General features: G+C 67.8%; 11 protein-coding genes. 5 read left to right on the forward strand and 6 right to left on the reverse strand.

Annotation, left to right across the window (positions count from 1 at the left end; all coding sequences use genetic code 11):
• Nucleotides 1–133: 133 nt before the first annotated feature.
• The 5 genes from EEB15_RS02430 to EEB15_RS02450 all read left to right on the forward strand — a co-directional run bounded on the left by EEB15_RS02430 (nt 134) and on the right by EEB15_RS02450 (nt 7,356).
• Nucleotides 134–445: a hypothetical protein gene (locus EEB15_RS02430; protein WP_141507922.1), complete on the forward strand. Its 312-nt coding sequence runs from the start codon at nt 134–136 to the stop codon at nt 443–445.
• Nucleotides 446–456: 11 nt separating this feature from the next.
• Entirely contained in the window at nt 457–1,671 is a 1,215-nt protein-coding gene (locus EEB15_RS02435; protein WP_233259311.1) for a DUF2325 domain-containing protein, read from the forward strand.
• 74 nt (nt 1,672–1,745) lie between these two features.
• Entirely contained in the window at nt 1,746–2,999 is a 1,254-nt protein-coding gene (locus tag EEB15_RS02440; protein ID WP_141507923.1) for a helix-turn-helix domain-containing protein, read from the forward strand.
• A gap of 78 nt (nt 3,000–3,077) precedes the next feature.
• Complete coding sequence (locus EEB15_RS02445; protein ID WP_141507924.1) at nt 3,078–5,174, forward strand: PQQ-dependent dehydrogenase, methanol/ethanol family; 2,097 nt, start codon at nt 3,078–3,080, stop codon at nt 5,172–5,174.
• 109 nt (nt 5,175–5,283) lie between these two features.
• Entirely contained in the window at nt 5,284–7,356 is a 2,073-nt protein-coding gene (locus EEB15_RS02450) for a TonB-dependent receptor (RefSeq protein ID WP_233259312.1), read from the forward strand.
• A 39-nt stretch (nt 7,357–7,395) separates the two neighbouring features.
• Here the strand turns inward: EEB15_RS02450 and EEB15_RS02455 are convergent, their stop codons facing one another.
• From EEB15_RS02455 to EEB15_RS02480, 6 genes are all read right to left on the reverse strand, one after another.
• Entirely contained in the window at nt 7,396–8,301 is a 906-nt protein-coding gene (locus EEB15_RS02455; RefSeq protein WP_233259313.1) for a pseudouridine synthase, read from the reverse strand.
• A gap of 2 nt (nt 8,302–8,303) precedes the next feature.
• On the reverse strand, nt 8,304–9,131 hold the full coding sequence (locus EEB15_RS02460) for a rhodanese domain-containing protein (RefSeq protein ID WP_141507926.1): 828 nt from the start codon (nt 9,129–9,131) through the stop codon (nt 8,304–8,306).
• Between the two features lie 692 nt (nt 9,132–9,823).
• A complete protein-coding gene (locus tag EEB15_RS02465; RefSeq protein ID WP_141507927.1) occupies nt 9,824–10,849 on the reverse strand; it encodes an IS110 family transposase in 1,026 nt (341 codons plus the stop codon).
• A gap of 607 nt (nt 10,850–11,456) precedes the next feature.
• Nucleotides 11,457–12,362 carry an SDR family oxidoreductase gene (locus EEB15_RS02470; RefSeq protein WP_141507928.1) on the reverse strand — a complete coding sequence of 302 codons (906 nt, stop codon included), beginning with the start codon at nt 12,360–12,362 and terminating at the stop codon, nt 11,457–11,459.
• A 27-nt stretch (nt 12,363–12,389) separates the two neighbouring features.
• Nucleotides 12,390–15,686 carry a carboxyl transferase domain-containing protein gene (locus EEB15_RS02475; protein WP_141507929.1) on the reverse strand — a complete coding sequence of 1,099 codons (3,297 nt, stop codon included), beginning with the start codon at nt 15,684–15,686 and terminating at the stop codon, nt 12,390–12,392.
• Nucleotides 15,686–17,311, reverse strand: a complete 1,626-nt coding sequence (locus EEB15_RS02480; RefSeq protein ID WP_199236433.1) for an AMP-binding protein — start codon at nt 17,309–17,311, stop codon at nt 15,686–15,688. Before EEB15_RS02480 ends, EEB15_RS02475 begins: the two co-directional genes overlap by 1 nt.
• Nucleotides 17,312–17,360 lie beyond the last annotated feature (49 nt).

Below are 17,360 nucleotides of genomic sequence, written 5' to 3' on the forward strand. Positions count from 1 at the left end.
AAGGGTTAATGCACAAATGAGAATTATTCTCATATAGACTGCCTCCATCAGCGAGCCAGATTCACCTGCCCATCACGCGATCGGGCCCGGCGGACCAGCCAGCGGTTGTCTCAATCACCGTCCAAGGACCGTCATGAACACCGATATCGAAATGAGCGGCGAGGAGGAATACCACCTGCCTTGCGCGGAGGCATTGCTGGCCGGAACCCTCGCCTTGATGACAGGCCATGCCCAGGCCTGTTGCGACAACCATCGCCAGCTGATGAACGCGAAGATCGTCGCCAATCTCTCGCAGCTGGGCGAGCACCCTATCCTCTCGCCGCAGTTCCGCACCGCGCTCTGGAGCCTGCGCACGCACTGGGAGGTGCTGCAACGGCAACGCACCGCGGCGGCCACGGCGAGCGATCCCCGGCTGTGGCATGCCAGCCCATCGTCGTTTCAGTGAAGCAGCATCGCGTGACCGAACTCATGCCCTCGCTGACGGCACCAGGCCTCAGTGCCAGCGAAACCGGCGCGCCCGCCCAGGGCTCGCGCCGCCGCAGGCTCTGGGAACTGGAAGGCCATTTGCATTGCGCGGTGCTGGGCGTCTGCCTCCCCATCGCGGCTTTGCGCCGGCTGGTGGACAAGGCGCTCGGCGGGCAAGCGGTGGCGGACGACTACGAGCTGCACTGCGGCACGGTGGTCGACTGCAAGTTCCGCGGCCCCGTTGCGCAAGCCGTGCAGCGCGAACTGGATCGGCGCTACATGCGCACCCTGAAGCAGGCCGCGGCCATGAAGACGACCGAGGCCCTCGCGGCGTGGTGGAACGATGCGCGCTGCCAGGACATCGCAGGGCCGCTGTGGGCCACGCTGACGCACGCGCGCTGCACCCCCGCCCTGGCCCAGCATGTCGAAGGCGGGGTGCACATGCTGCAGCACCAGGCCGGCATGGCCGCTCGCGTCGACTTCGATCGCTTCGAGGCACTGCTCGACGAGAACGCCGTGCTTTCGCGCGAGCTCGGGGCAGCGCAGCAGCGCAGCACGCACCAAGCCAGCGAACAAAGCCGGCGCATCGAGTCGCAGCAAGGCGAGATCTTGCGGTTGCGCGCCCAGCTGATCGGGCGCGACACCGCCATCGCGGCGCTGGGTGAAGACTTGCGGGTACTGGAAGCCGCGGCGCCCGGCCTGCGAAACCGTGTCGAGCTGGCGCGCGAGTGCGAGCGCCTGCTGGAGCGCCAGCACGAATCGCAGCGGCTGCTTTTGCAATCTCAACAGGAAGCCGAGCGTTGGCGCCGTCGGGCGGATGACCTGGCAGCCGAATTGCACGGGCGCGACGCGCTGTCCATTGATGCGAACGAGGCAGACCGGGCCGGCGAGGAGCCGCTGGCGCGCCTGGACGACCGAGCCGTGTTGTGCGTCGGCGGCCGCCCGGCCAGCGTGCCCATCTACCGGCAGTTGATCGAGCGCACCGGCGGGCGATTCCTCCATCACGACGGCGGCGAGGAAGACAACCCCACCATGCTCGACACGACACTGGCGGCCGCCGACCTGGTCATCTGCCAGACCGGCTGCATCAGCCACGACGCCTATTGGCGCGTGAAGGACCACTGCAAGCGCACGGGCAAGCGCTGCGTGTTCGTCGAAAGTCCCAGCAGCTCCGGCGTCAAGCGCGCGCTGCTCGCGCTTGCCTGATGTGGGCAGGGCAGTGCCCCTGATTGACAACTCGCGCCGATTGCGCCCACAGTTGCCACCCAGGAGGCGAGTCCATGTCAGCGCAGGTACAAGCACCCGGCGGCGCGCCGCGGCAGCCGTTCTTTCACACGCCCGAGCAGCGCATCGCGCTCGCGCGGCAGAAATTTTTCGAAGAAGGAGTCCGGCCCACCGGCGCCGTGGGTGAGGCGGTCATCCAGTCCTGGATGCGCTGCCTGGGCGCCCACCACGTGCCGGGGCGGCGCCCCGAGTTCGAACCGGTGACGCCCAGCCGCGCGCATTCCGCGCTGGCGCGCAGCCGCGAGCTGTTGGAGGCCGCCCGGGACGACCTGGGCACGATGGAAACCGCGCTCGCGGGCACCGAATGCCGCGTCATCCTTACTGACGGCGCGGGCGTCATCGTCCATGCGCCGCTGCGCCTCTCCTTGTCCTGGCAGCCTGTCCTGCGGTGCACGCGCGTGGGCGTGGACCTGGCCGAATCGCTGGTGGGCACCACCGCGCCGGGCGTCGTGGCCAAGACCGGGCAGGCCGTCGCCGTGGTGGCCGGCGAGCATTTCTACGAGGCCCTGTCGGCGGTGCATTGCGCGGCCGCGCCCATCCGTGATGCGCAGGGCCGGCTCGCGGGGGTGCTCGACCTCTCGGGCGAGGGCAGCCCTTTCGGCTTCCACGCCGCCTCGATGGTGGGCCTGTATGCCACCCGCATCGAGAACCGGTTGTTGCAGATGCAGTCACGCGAACACCTGATCGTCCGGTTTCAGGCCGATCCCAGCCTGCTGCACACGCCGCTCGAAGGTCTTGCGGGTGTCGGCCCGGATGGCGAGGTGCGCTGGCTCAACACCGTGGCGGCGCGAATGCTCTCGGCCCCAGCCACCGCGCCGGGCAGCGCACCCGCCCTGTTCGGGCTGCGCCTGCAGGAGTTGCTGGCCCTGACCCGGCAAGCCGCACCCTGCGTGGGCCGGCTGCCCAGTGGGCTGGGCGTGTGGTTGACGGCGCACCTACAGGCGCCGGACGGTGCGGATTTCAATCATGGGCTCGCCATGAGCCCGGCAGCGGGGCCTGTCGCCGGACCGCCCGCACCGTCCGCGCTGTCGAATAGCAGTGATGCGGCCCCCACCCCGGTGGCGACGCTGGATGACCGCAGCATGCAGTTCATCCAGGCCACGCTGGCCGAAAGCGGCGGCAACATCTCTCGCGCGGCCCGCAAGCTGGGCGTGTCGCGCGGCCTGCTCTACCGGCGCCTGAAGTTGGGCGCACAACCGGAAACAGAAAAAAAATCGTTCCACGCTGGAACAGGGAAATCCCGAGGCTGATCCCGGCGCGCCCTTTGGCGATGCTGCTGACAGCCGCGAACTGCGCGGAAAGAGCAAGAGCACGACAGGAGACGACCCATGAGAACCATCCCCCCCTTGCAGGTGGCCGCGGCCCTGCTGGCCGCCCTCGCGCTGGCGTCCTGCACCCTGGTGCCGCAGGCCACGAACGTATCCGCGCAGAAGGTCGACGGCGCCTTCATCCGCGCCAACGCGGCATCCGGCACCGAGTGGCCGAGCCACGGCCTGGACTACGCCGAAACCCGCTTCTCTCGCCTGGACCAGATCAACACGTCGAACGTGAAGGACCTGGGCCTGGCGTGGTCCTACAACCTGGAATCCACTCGCGGGGTCGAAGCCACGCCGCTGGTGGTGGACGGCGTCATGTACGTCACGGCATCGTGGAGCATCGTGCACGCCATCGATGTGCGCACCGGCAAGCGGATCTGGAGCTACGACCCGAAGGTGCCGCGCGAGGGCGGCTACAAAGGCTGCTGCGACGTAGTGAACCGCGGCGTGGCGCTGCACCAGGGCAAGGTGTTCGTCGCCGCCTACGACGGCCGCCTGATCGCGATCGACGCGGCCACCGGCCGCAAAGTGTGGGAAAAGGACACCATCGTCGACCGCAAGTTCAACTACACCATCACAGGCGCACCGCGCGTCTTCAACGGCAAGGTGATCATCGGCAACGGCGGCGCCGAGTACGGCGTGCGTGGCTACATTACGGCCTACGACGCCAACAGCGGCGAGCAGAAGTGGCGCTGGTTCACCGTGCCGGGCGATCCGTCCAAGCCGTTCGAAGACGAGTCGATGGCGCGCGCCGCCAAGACCTGGGACGCGGCCGGCAAGTGGTGGGAGGCCGGCGGCGGCGGCACGGCCTGGGATTCGATGACCTTCGACCCCGAGCTGAACCTGATGTACGTGGGCACCGGCAACGGCTCCCCCTGGGCGCAGAGCAAGCGCAGCCCCAAGGGCGGCGACAACCTGTACCTGGCCTCCATCGTCGCGCTCAACCCCGACACCGGCAAGTACGTGTGGCACTACCAGGAGACGCCCGGCGACAACTGGGACTTCACCTCTACGCAGCCAATGATCCTGGCCGACCTGGCGATCGGCGGCAAGCCGCGCAAGGTCATCATGCACGCGCCCAAGAACGGCTTCTTCTTCGTGATCGACCGCACCAGCGGCGAGTTCATCTCGGCCAAGAATTTCGTCGACGTGAACTGGGCCACGGGCTATGACGCCAAGGGCCGGCCGATCGAAACGCCCATCGCCCGCGTTGTCGACCGGCCGCGCGAAATCATCCCCAGCGCCTTCGGGGCGCGGAACTGGCATTCGATGTCGTTCAACCCGAGCACGGGCCTGGTCTATATGCCGGTGCAGGGCGTCCCGCTGACGCTGATGGACAACAAGAACTGGAAGTTCAACGTGGCCGATCCCGGCGGGCCGCACAGCAACATGGGCTGGAACCTCGCCACCTACGCCAACGTCGAGCCGCCCAAGAGCAAGCCATTTGGCCGGTTGGTCGCCTGGGACCCGGTGCAGCAGAAAGCGGCGTGGACGCACGAGCACGTGTCGCCCTGGAACGGCGGCACGCTGTCGACGGCCGGCAACCTGGTGTTTCAGGGCACCGCCGACGGGCGCTTCATCGCGTTCGACGCGCGCACCGGCAAGACCTTGTGGGAATCGCCCACCGGCACCGGTGTCGTGGCCGCGCCGATGAGCTACATGCTGGACGGCAAGCAGTACGTGTCCATCGCGGTGGGCTGGGGCGGGGTCTACGGCATCGCCAACCGGCACACCGATCGCCAGGGGCCGGGCACGGTCTACACGTTCGTGGTGGGCGGCAAGGCGCCCATGCCCGCGTTCGTCAAGTACCGCATGGACGAGTTGTTGTCCGGCGTGAAGTACAACGCCTCCGATGTGCAAGCTGGCACCATGCTGTATGTGAGCAACTGCGTGTTCTGCCACGGCGTGCCCGGCGTGGACCGCGGCGGCAACGTGCCCAACCTGGCCTACATGAACAAGTCCTACATCGAGAACCTGGACAAGTTCCTCTTCAAGGGGCCGGCCACGTCGCGCGGCATGCCCGATTTCACTGGCAAGCTCAGCGCCGCCGACGTCGAGAAAATCAAGGCCTTCATTCAAGGAACCGCGGATGCCATCAGGCCTAAATAGGCTCCCCCCCGAAGCGCCTTCGGCGCCTCCCCCTCAGGGGGCGCCACCAGCGGCCCGGCGAAGCCGGTTCCGCGGTGGCCACTGGATTGGGTCGGGAGCCACACTGCTGTTGTCTTTCGCGGCCATCGCGCAAACGGACGGCGCGTTGCGGCCGGTGGTCATCACGGGCTCGGCCGAGGACCAGCAGCGCTGGAACGCGCCGGCCTCGATCGACGTGGTGGACGGTGAGGAACTGCGCGCCGGCCAGTTGCAGGTGAACCTGTCGGAGGGCCTGGGCAGCGTGCCGGGCCTGAGCATCCGCAACCGGCAGAACTATGCGCAGGACCTGCAGATTTCCATTCGCGGCTTCGGCGCGCGATCGACCTTCGGCGTGCGCGGCGTGCGGCTCTTTGTGGACGGCATTCCCGCCAGCGCGCCGGACGGGCAGGGGCAGGCGGCGAATTTCCCTATCGGCGCCGCCGCGAGGGTCGAGGTTTTGCGTGGGCCCTATTCCGCCCTCTACGGCAGCTCCGCGGGCGGGGTGATTTCGCTCTACACCGCCGACGGCGGCAAGCCCGAGTGGCGAGCTGGCCTGGCCGCCGGAAACGACGGCGTGTGGCGCGCATCGACCCAGGCCAGCGGGAAGGTAGGCGAGTGGCACTACCTGGCCGATGGCTCCGCCTTCGGCACGGAGGGCTTGCGTCCGCAGTCCGCGGCGCGCCGCGGCACGCTGCACGCGAAGCTCTCGCGCGCGGACGACGATGGGCGCATCGTTCTGCTCGCCAATCGCCACGAAAGCAAGACCGATGATCCGCTGGGCCTGTCGCGCGCGGAGTTCGATGCCGATCCGTACCAGACGACACCGGGCGCGACGCGCTTCAACACCCGCAAGAATGTGGAACAAAGCCAGGTGGGCCTGGCCTGGGAACGCCGGTTGGGCGGCGGCCATCGGATCGAGTTGATGGGCTACGGCGGCCAGCGGGAGCTGGTGCAATACCAGGCGATCGTGCCCGGCGCGCAGAACCCGCCTGGCAGCGGCGGCGGCGTGATCTCGCTGGACCGCGGCTACGGCGGGCTGAACGCACGCTGGCGTTTTGACACGGAATTCGCTCGCGGACGCCTCACCACCACGGCGGGCCTCTCGTCGGACAGGCAAAGCGAAGCGCGGCGCGGCAATGAGAATTTTCTGGGCGCTTCCGGTAACCCCACGGCGGTGGGCGTGATGGGCCGGTTGCGCCGCGACGAAACCAATCGCGCGACCACGCTGGATCCGTATGCGCAGGCCGAATGGTCGCGCAGCGATCTCACGGTGTCCGCCGGTGTGCGGCGTTCACAGGTGCGCCTGCGGTCCACGGACAGCTTCATCGCGGCCGGCAATCCCGACGACAGCGGCTCCCTTCGCTACAGCGGTGTCACGCCCGTGGCCGGCCTGCGCTGGCAACTTGCACCGGAGGTGCAGGCTTACGCCAGTGCCGGCCGCGGACTCGAGACACCGACGCTCAACGAAGTGGCGTACCGCCCGTCCGGGGCAACGGGTTTGAATACTGCGCTGCAGCCCAGCCGCAGCCGCAGCGTCGAGGCCGGGCTGCGCGGCCGTCACGGCAGCGCGGCGTGGTCGGCGGCAGCTTTCGACATCCAGACCCGCGACGAGATCGTGGTGCTCACCAACAGCGGCGGGCGCTCCACCTTCACCAACGCCGGCCGCACCAGCCGCCGCGGCCTGGAGTTTTCGCTGGAGGGCACCTGGAAGCAGTTGCATGTGGTGTCTGCGCTGACGCTCATCGATGCGGTGTACCGCGACGGCTTCAAGACCTGCGAGGCAAGCCCCTGCACCACGCCGAGCGTTGTGGTGGGAGCCGGCAATCGCATGCCCGGCATCGCGCGGCAACAAGCCTACGCGCGCCTGGATTGGGAGCCAGGTCCTCTTGGCGCGGTCTTCAGCGTGGAGTTGCGCCACAGCGGCGCGGTGCCGGTGAACGACCGCAACAGCGATGCGGCGGCCGCGTGGACCACGGCGGGTGTGGCGGCGCGCTTCAAGCAGGACGTCGGCCCGTGGCAGTGGCGCGAATTCATCCGCGTGGACAACGTCACCGACCGCCGCCATGCGGGCGCGGTGATCGTGAATGAAGCGGGCGGGCGCTATTTCGAAACGGCGCCGGGCCGCAACTGGCTGGCCGGCGTCGAGCTCGTGCGCAGCTTCTAAATAGGTCGCGCGCGGACGGCGCTGCGCCGCGCGGGCGGATCAGTGCGGTGCCGGAAAGTACAGCTGCAGGCGGCTCGCGAAGCTGCGTTCCACGCCGCTGACCGGGTCCCGAAAAGCAATGCCGGCGGCCAGCAGCCGCAACGGGTTGTCCGGCTCGTCCCCCCCCTGCTGCAGCAGGCTGGGGTAGATGCGGTCTCCCAGAATGGGCAGCCCCAATGCGGCCATGTGCACCCGCAATTGATGGCGCTTGCCCGTGGCCGGGCGAAGGCCGTAACGCGCCCACGCGCCGCGCGTCTCCATCAGCTCGATGTCGGTCTGGGTGTTGGGCCGTGAACCAGCCGGCGCATCGGCTTCGCGCATCTGCATGAAGTGATCGGCGGGCACCAGGTTGGTGGTGCGGGTCAGCGGAAATCGCAGCTGCGTTTCGCTGGGCGCGATCGCCTCATAGCGCTTCGCGATCTGGCGGCCGGCGAAAAGCTGTTGGTACGCAGCGCGCGTGGCCGGCTGCTTGGCGAACATCACCACGCCAGCGGTTTCGCGATCGAGCCGATGCAAGGGCGCCAGGTCGGGGTGGCCCAATTGGCGGCGCAAGCGGATCAGCAGTGTCTCCTGCAGGTACTGGCCGGACGGCGTCACGGGCAGGAAGTGCGGCTTGTCGGCCACCACCAGTAGTTCATCTTCGAAGAGAACGTTGGCCTGCGCCGCGTTGGGCGCCTCGTTCGCAACCGTGCGGTAGTAGTACAGCTTGCAGTGCGGAACATAGGCCTGCTGCGCCGCCACTGCGCGTCCGGCCGCGTCGACGACGTCGCCGGAATCGATGCGTTCGACCCAGTCGGCCTCAGGGATGGCGGGGAATCTCTCCACCAGGAAGTCGAGCACCGACGTCCACGGGCCGGCCGGCAGTGAAACCTGGCTGGCGGTGACGCCGTCTCGCATGGGCAGCATCGCTATTCCCCGACAGCTTCGGCGAGGCGCAGAGCACGCCGCAGACGCCACTCGCCATCTTGCTCGCCCTGGTACACGTCTTCGAGTGTCGTCGCCGTTTCCTGCAACGCCGTGTCCAGCGCCACCCGGTTGTCGAACACGAAGCACTCGCCTTTCCAGTCCAGTTGCGCATCCGGCATCTGCAGGAAGTAGTTGAGGATGCCGCCTTCGAGCTGGTAGACGGGCAGGTCCATGTCCCGCATCCACGCGCTGGTCTTCTCGCAGCGGATGCCGCCGGTGCAATACATCGCCACGCGCTTGCCCTGGGCTTTCCATTCTGCGACGTGGGTCCGCACGTATTCCGGAAAGTCACGGAAATTGGTGACGCCTGGGTCGACCGCGCCTTCAAAATGCCCCAGCCGGAACTCGAAACTGTTGCGGTTGTCGAGCAGGACGACATCGGGTTGCCGGATCAGCTCGCGCCACTCGGCCGGGCTGACGTCGATGCCCGTCGCGCGCGCGTCCACCCCTTCGATGCCGAGCGGGACGATCTCTTTCTTGACCTGCACCTTCATCTTGCCGAAGGGCTTCGTCGTGCACGCGCTGCGCTTGAACACGATGCCCGTGAACGCACCGTCGAAGACCGCATCCTGCTGGAGGGCTTGTTCGAAGCAATCCACGGCGGCGGCGGTGCCCGCCAGCATGCCGTTGATTCCTTCGGCGGCCACCAGGATGCTGCCGGCCAGCCCTTGCGCTGCCGGCCTCGACACCAATTCGCGCAGGGCCGCGCCAACCTCTTGCGGCTGTGCCAGCGGTGTGAACCTGTAGAAGGAGGTGTGGACGAGGGGCATGCGCTATTTTCCCATGGTCGCAATCCATGGCCCCGAATTCGCTATCCTAGTTCGGTGCTCAGTGACCTCGCGGCAAAGCTGTGCGTGGGCGGGCTGTGGCGCGATGGCTACGGCGTTCGGCATCGCCTGCTTCGCAAGCTCCTGCCGAATTCCTTGCGCCGGGAGACCCCGCGACCCGCGCGAAAAAACTCGCCTCCGCTTCGCTGCGACTCAAACAATTTTCGCGAGCATGAAACGGTCGCACGGCTGAAGCCGTGCTGGGTCGCGGGGTCACCCGCCGCAAGCGCCTGGGCTTATATGGACGCCTCCCGTGTGGCAAGCGGGTTTTGGAAGTTCTGACGCGGCGGGTTCTTGCGGTCTTATATCCGGCCTGTAGTGCAGTGCGGACCTTCGTCCGCTGCTGGCCCTGATGGTCATTCGCGAGGTCGGTGCTTAGTCTTTATTGCGGGCTGTTACGCCCCAAGCCCAGTGCAGCTTTTCCGACCCACGGTCTGACCGCTTTGCCATCACTTCCTTTGCTCGCCTGCACACTCCTTGGGGCGCCTTGCCCGTTGTTCAGTTCATCTGTTGCCGCACAGGTGCGGCCGCTTTTCCGGGGGGATGGGGGCGCAGCCCCCATGTCAACATCGCGAACCGCGAATGCCCGTGGCCGAAGCTGCGAATGTTCCTTGCCCGGTGACGGTATTGGGGCTTCATGCCGCCGCCTTGGCACCGAAGGCGCGAAGGGGGTCGAACTTCTCGCCGTGCGCAGCCATCGACCACGCAATGCGCGCCAGCTTGTTTGCCACGGCAGTCGCCACCACGTTGGGTGGGCGCCGCTTGAGCATCTCGGCGATCCACCGCGGCGGGTTGGCCACGCGTACCAGGTTTCGCGCTCCGTGGATCAGTACCGTGCGCAGGTACGCGTCGCCGCGTTTGCTGATGCCGCCGATGCGCACCTTGCCTCCCGTGCCGCTGTGCCGCGGTGTCAGGCCAAGGCAGCAGGCGAACTCACGCGCGTTGCGCCACGCCCTGGCGTCACCGAGTGTGGCCGCCAGAGCGGTCGAACCCATCAGGCCGATGCCGCTTGCTTTTTCCAGGCGCCTGGCCAGCTCGTTGCTGCGCAGCACTTGCTTCAGCTCGGCTTCAAGCAACGCGATGTTGTTGTCGAGTTCGCGTATGGCCTGCATCTGGGCATCCAGCAGCCGTTGCATCACCGGTGGTAGCTGGACGTCGATCTGCGCACGATGCTCGCCGATCCACTTGCACAAGGTCGATCTCCCCTTGGGCAACACCACGCCGAACTCGTAAAGCAGTCCACGAAGCGAATTGAGCGTGGCCGTTCGCACCGAAACCCAGTGGGAGCGCATCCGATGCACCGACAGGGCAGCCTGCTGATCGACGCTTTTGATAGGCACGCGCCGGATGTCGCCGTGCTGCGCTGCCAGCCACAGCGCTCGTGCATCGGCGGCATCGTCCTTGTTGCCGGTGACGAACATGCGCACGTGCTGAGGCGGCAGCAGCTCGACGTGGTGCCCCAAAGCCGTGAGCGCGCGGCCCCAGTGGTGCGCGCCGCCGCAAGCCTCCATGACGATCCGGGCGGCAGCCCGGTTGGCAAAGAATTCCACGAACTTCGCGCGAGACAGCTTCTTGCGGCGGATTTCGCCGGTCGCAGCATCTACCCAGTGCACTTGAAAGACATTCTTTGCAATGTCCACACCGTATGTCGTAGCATTCATCTCGGGGTCTCCTTCGCAAGTGGTTGGTAAGAACTCCACTTTGGCACTAGATGCCGTTAGATGCGAGACCCCCCTTTGCATCCAGCGCCGCGATTCGAGAAGGTGGGAGGCGTCCATACCATCTTTATTCGCGCCACAGCCCGCCCACGCACAGCTTCGCAGGGACTTTGTTGGCGCGCCACCGGTCGTTGGCCACCGCTTCACCTTTCTGCTGCAACGTCGGCGCGCCACCGCTGCCGCGCCACGCTCTCACTGCAACGCCGTGCATGGCCGGGCCGCGGCGCGAATAAAGCTCAGGCGCCCGCGGTGGACGGTCTTGCGGCCCAGCGTCGCTTGCGACGCGACCGTCTCATGCTCGCGGCACCTGTTTGAGCCGCACATGGTGCGGCGAGTTGTGCCGCGCGGGCCGCAAGAACGTTCAGCGCGGGGACTCCGGCAGGAGCTTGCGAAAGCAAGCGATGCCGGACGCCGTAGCCATCGCGCCGCGGCCCGGCCATGCACGGCGTTGCCGCCCGCGGCCTCTGCGCACAATGAATGAATTCGGGGTCATGGATTGCGGGTCAAGTCCGCAATGACAAGGGGTCCGCGCGACCGCACGCTCCCGCCATCAAATTTCGCGCAAGGCCTCGCGCAGCTGCTCGCCGATCTCCGGGCGATCTCCGAACGGGTCGGCCGGGTTGGTTGCCTGCACGATCGCTTCCACCCGAGCCGCCACGGCGGCCATCCCTTTCGGGTGGCTGAAGATGTAGAACTGGTCTTTCGCCATTGCGTCGAACACCATCCGCGCCACGTCCGCCGCGCTGATGCGGCCGGAGCGCACAGCCTTTTCGCTCATCGCCTTTCCCACGAGCTGGCTGCGCGTGGGTGCCTGGTCGGCCAGCGCGGCCGGACGGTTGCGCTCGCTGCTCACGATCGCGGTCGGAACGAAATGCGGGCAGAGCACGCTGGCGCTTACCTGCGAGGTGACGAGGCGCAAGTCCTGGTAGAGCGTTTCGGTGAACGCGACGACGGCATGCTTGCTGGTGTTGTAGACGCCCATGTTGGGGGGAGTCAGCAGGCCCGCCATGCTCGCGGTGTTGACGATGTGGCCTTGCCACGACGGATCGGAACGGGCCGCCGCCAGCATCATCGGCGCGAAGAGCCGCACGCCGTGGATCACGCCCCAGAGGTTGACGCCCAGCACCCATTCCCACTCGGCAACCGAGTTCTCCCAGATGAGGCCTCCGGTTCCGACGCCCGCATTGTTGAAGACGAAGTGCGGCGCGCCGAAGCGCTCCTGCACCGCGAGCGCCAGTGCCTCCATGTCGGTGGCCGACGCCACATCGGTGCGCCGCGCAAGCACGTCCACGCCGGTGGCGCGCAACTCGGCTTCGGCCTGTGCCAGCGCATCGGCCTGCACATCCACCAGCACGACGTTCATGCCCAGCCGGGCGGCCATGCGCGCGCACTCGAGCCCGAAGCCCGAGCCCGCGCCGGTCAGCACGGCACACTTGCCCTGAAAGTCAGTGATCAAGAGAGGCTCCTTCGTTTGTGAAACAGGTCACCATGTGTCCACGAATCGAGGTCCGCTGGGTTGCGCCGCTCGCTGGCGATGCGCCGAATCCAGGCCCCGCACCAGCCAGCCGCGTGTCTCGGCAGGGTCGATCACGGCGTCGATCTCGAGCGTCGCCGCCATGTTCATCGCCTGGCCGTTTTCGTACTGCTTCGCTACGAGCTGCTCGTATAGCGCGTCGCGTTCGGCGCCCGGCGCGGCGGCTTCGAGTTCCTTGCGAAAGCCCAGCTTCACCGCGCCCTCTAGCCCCATCGCCCCAAACTCGCCCGTGGGCCAGGAAACGGTGAACACCGGCGCGTCGAAGCCACCGGCCGTCATGGCCTGCGCGCCCAGGCCGTAGCCCTTGCGCAGCACCACGGCGAAAAAGGGCACACGCAGGTGCGCCGCCACAACGAACATGCGGCAGACCCGCCGCACCTGCGCCTGCTCCTCGATCTCCGGTCCCACCATGAAGCCAGGCGTGTCGCACAGCGAAACGATGGGCAGGCCATGCGCGTCGCACAGCTGCATGAAACGCGCGGCCTTGTCGGCCGCCTCCGCATCGATCGCGCCGCCGAGGTGGCGCGGGTTGTTGGCGAGCACGCCCACCGGCCGGCCTTCGATGCGCGCCAGTGCCGTGATCATCCCTTCGCCGAAGCCGCCGCGCAGTTCGAGCACCGAGCCTTCGTCGGCCAGCAGGCGCATCGCTTCGCGGATGTCGTACACACGCAAGCGGTTCTCGGGCACTGTGTGGCGCAGCAGGCGCTGGTCGGCGCAGTCCCAGCGCGCCACCGACCCCTGAAAGTACGAGAGGTAACGGCGCGCCGCCGCGACCGCCTCGGGCTCGTCCTTCACCAGGATGTCGATCACGCCATTGCCCCACTGCACGTGGCTCGGGCCAATCTCCTCCGGCCGGAAGCGGCCGAGGCCGCCGCCTTCGATCATGGCGGGACCACCCATGCCGATATTGCTGGATTCCGTGGCAATGATGGCGTCGGCGCATCCGAGCAGCGCGGCGTTGCCGGCGAAGCAGCGGCCATGCACGACACCCACCACCGGCACCTTGCCCGAGAGCGCAGCGAACTGGCTGAAGGTGTGGTTGTTCAGGCCCGCCACGATCGGCATGTCGACGTCGCCTGGCCGGCCGCCGCCGCCCTCGGCGAACAGCACCACCGGCAAGCCCAGCTGGTGCGCGAGTGCCAGCATGCGGTCCTTCTTGTGGTGGTTGCGCATGCCTTGCGTCCCGGCCAGCACGGTGTAGTCGTAGGCCATCACGACGCAGCGCGAGCGCTCGGGGCCGAAGTCCGCGGCGTTCACGGTGCCCATGCCGGTGACCATGCCGTCAGCCGGCGTGTTGGCGATCAGGTCGTCCATGGTGCGGCGCCGTGTCTGCGCCGCGACGGCGAGCGCGCCGTACTCGATGAAGCTGCCTTCGTCGCACAGATCGGCGACGTTCTCGCGCGCGGTGCGGCCGCCCTGCGCGTGGCGTTTCGCCACCGCGTCAGGGCGGGCGGCGTCGTTCGTGAAAGCGTGGCGGTCCAGCACGCGCTGCAGGTCGGGGCGGATGGCGTCGAGGTCTGTCGCCTGCCGCTCGACCTGGAGCGTGCTCGCTTCGTCCGACGGCTCCAGCACCACGATCACCTGGTCCTCGCGCAGCAGCCCACCGGCATGCGCGCGCACCTCCAGCACACGGCCCGATTGCGGTGCGTGCAGCACGTGTTCCATCTTCATCGCTTCGAGCACGGCGAGCTGCGCGCCCGCGGCGACGAGCTGGCCGGGGGACGCATCGACCTGCACCACGCGGCCGGGCATCGGCGCGCGCACGGCCACTGCGCCGTCGGGCACGGTCTCGCGCGTCGCTTGCGCCTGGAGCGCGGTGCCGGCGGGCTCGGCCGGCAGTTCCGGTGACGCATGCCCCTGCGCCTCGGCCAGCAGCGCGGCAAGGTGCTCTTCGACAAAGCGCGTGTGCAGCTCCTGCGACGCGAACTCGGGCCGCGCCGCCAGCGCGCGCAGCAGCGTCAGGTTGGTCGGCAGCCCGGCGATGCGGCATTCGGCCAGGGCGCCGCGGCAGCGCCGCACCGCGTCGGCGAAATCGGCGGATCGCGAATGCACGACCAGCTTGGCGAGCAGAGTGTCGTAGTGCGGCGAAGGCTCCGCTCCGGCGGTGCCGTGCGTGTCGACACGGATACCCGGGCCGGCGGGAAGTTCGAAGCGGTCGAGCCGTCCATGCGCCGGGCGGGCTTGCCCGTGCGCGTCGAGCGTCTCGGCGTTGATGCGCCACTGCACGGCGAAGCCCTGCGGCCGGGGCGGGCGGTGCGGATCCAGCCCGAGTGCGTGCAGTGGCTCGCCGGCCGCGACGCGCAGTTGCAGTTGCACCAGGTCAAGCCCCAGCACCTCCTCGGTCACCGTGTGCTCCACCTGCAGCCGCGGGTTCGCTTCCATGAAGACGAAGGGCAGATCGTCGGATTGCGCATCGACGAGGAACTCGAACGTGCCCAGGCTGCGGTAGTGCACGTGACCGGCCATGCGCAACGCCGCCTCCGTCACGCGCTCGCGCAGCGCCGGGGACAGGCTCGGGCTGGGCGCGATCTCGACCAGTTTCTGGAAGCGGCGCTGCAGCGAGCATTCACGCTCGCCGAGTGCGATCACCGCTTCACCGTCGCCCAGCACCTGCACTTCGATATGGCGCGCGCGCGGCATCAGCCGCTCGACGTACACGCCCTCCACGCCGAAAGCGGCGCGTGCTTCCGAACTGCAGCGCGCGAACGCCTCGGCCACGTCGGCGGCGTCGAACACGGCGCGCATGCCGCGGCCGCCGCCGCCACCGATGGCCTTGATCATCACGCCGGCACCCGCCGGCTGCGCTGAGAAGAAAGCCTGGGCCTCCGGCAGCGTCACCGCGCCGGTGCTGCCCGGCAGCAGCGGCACGCCGCATTCGCGGGCCAGCGCGCGCGCACGGGCCTTGTCGCCGAAGAGGGCGAGCTGCTCCGGCGTCGGCCCGATGAAGGCGACGCCGGCCGCGGCGCAAGCCAATGCGAAGTCAGCGCGTTCGCTCAGGAAGCCATAGCCGGGATGCACTGCGTCGCAGCCGTGTTCGCGCGCGATGGCGACCAGGCGCGCCGCGTCGAGGTACGCGCCCGGCCCGCTCGCGCCCAGCGCCACGGAATGGCCGGCATGGCGCACGTGAGGCGCCGCGACATCGTCCTCGGCATGGACAGCGACGCTGGCCACGCCCAGGTCGCGGCAGGCGCGCACCAGGCGCAATGCGATTTCGCCGCGATTGGCGATCAAGATCCGCTTGAACATCAGGGCAGGTCTTTCAGCAGGCGGCGCAGCACCTTGCCGGCGCCAGTGGCGGGCAGGGCGTCGATGAAGCGAACTTCGCGCGGCGCCTTGTATGCGGACATATTGTCACGGGCCCAGGCGATCAGGCTCTCGGCCGTCACATCCTGGCCGGCCTTGCGCACGATGAAGGCGCGGATGATCTCGCCCTTCGTCGAATCCGGCACGCCGATCACCGCGGCCTGCGCCACGGCCGGGTGCTTGATGAGGATGGTCTCGACCTGCTCGGGGAACACGGCGTAGCCCGAGACCTTGATCATCTCCTTGAAGCGGCCGGTGAAGGTGAGGTAGCCCTCCGCGTCGATGCGGCCCATGTCGCCGGTGTGGACCCAGCCGCCGCGCAACGTCTTCGCCGTGGCCTCGGGATTGTTCCAATAGCCTTTGAAAGCGCCGGCGCTACGCAGCACGATCTCGCCGGGCTCCCCCACCGGCATCGGCGCGAGGGTTTCCGGGTCGAGAATGCGGATCTCATTGCCGGGGACCGGAACACCGTGCGTGCCCCAGTGGATCGCGTCCTTCGGCATGTACGTGTCGACCGTGTGCGTTTCGCTCAGGCCATAGCCGGACTCGAACGACCTGCAGTTGGGCGCATGCTCGCGCCATTGCGTGGCCAAGGTCTCGGTGAAGGTGATGCCGAAGCTGGTGACCGAGTTCATCAGCAGGCTGGACAAGTCGTAGTCTCGCGCGCCCGGCACCTGCATGCACGCGACATTCATGGGCGCGATGCTGTACCAGGAGCTGATGCGGTGCCGCGCGATCGCCTGCAGGGTGGCCACAGGATCGAAACGGTACGTCAATACGCAGGTGGCGCCCGTGTACACCGCGACGTTGACACCCATCACCATGCCCGCGATGTGGTACAGGGGCGCGATGGCGAGCAGCATGTCGCTTCCCCGCAGGCCGTTGCAGTCGGCCGCCGCGGCGGTTTTGTAAACGGCGTTGCGGTAGCTGAGCATCGCGCCCTTGGGCAGACCGGTCGTGCCCGAGGTGTACGTCATGAGGGCTACGTCATCCATCGCGATGGACGCTTCGGGCGAGATCGCTCCGCTGCGGGTGACCGTGAGAAAGTCTTCGCAACCCGCCGGCACCTGGCGCGGCTCCCGCTGCAACGCCAGCAGCTCGGCCGGAATGTCGATGCTCGGCGTTTCGGTGGGCAGCAGTTCGGCATAGCCGGTGGCGAACACGTGCGTGATCGCCGTGCGCGCCCGCACCTGGTCGACGATGGGAACGAGCGTGTCGGCCGCGACGACGACGCGCGCCTTCAAGTCATCGAGCTGGTACTGCAGCTCATGTTCCTTGAACAGCGGGCCGCAAGGGCAGACGATGGCGCCCAGTTTCTGGATGCCGTAGTGCGCCATCACGTACTGCGGGCAGTTGTTCATGAAGAGCGCGACCGGCTCTCCTTTGCGCACGCCCAGCTCTGCCAGCCGGGCGGCGAAGGCATCGCTCGCACGGTCGAGCTCGGCATAGGTGATGGCGCGGCCGTACCAAAGATAGGCGGGTTTGCCGGGCTGTTCGCGCGCGTGCTGGCGCAGGTACTCGTGCAGCGGCTGTTCGATGTAGCGAGGTGTCTCCAGGGTGTCTCTCATACTCGATTCCTAGGGTTTGCCCGGGGCAGTGGGCCGGAAAGAACGCTTG

It is taken from the genome of Ramlibacter sp. WS9 (assembly GCF_003797765.1).
Classification (GTDB): Bacteria; Pseudomonadota; Gammaproteobacteria; order Burkholderiales; family Burkholderiaceae_C; genus Ramlibacter.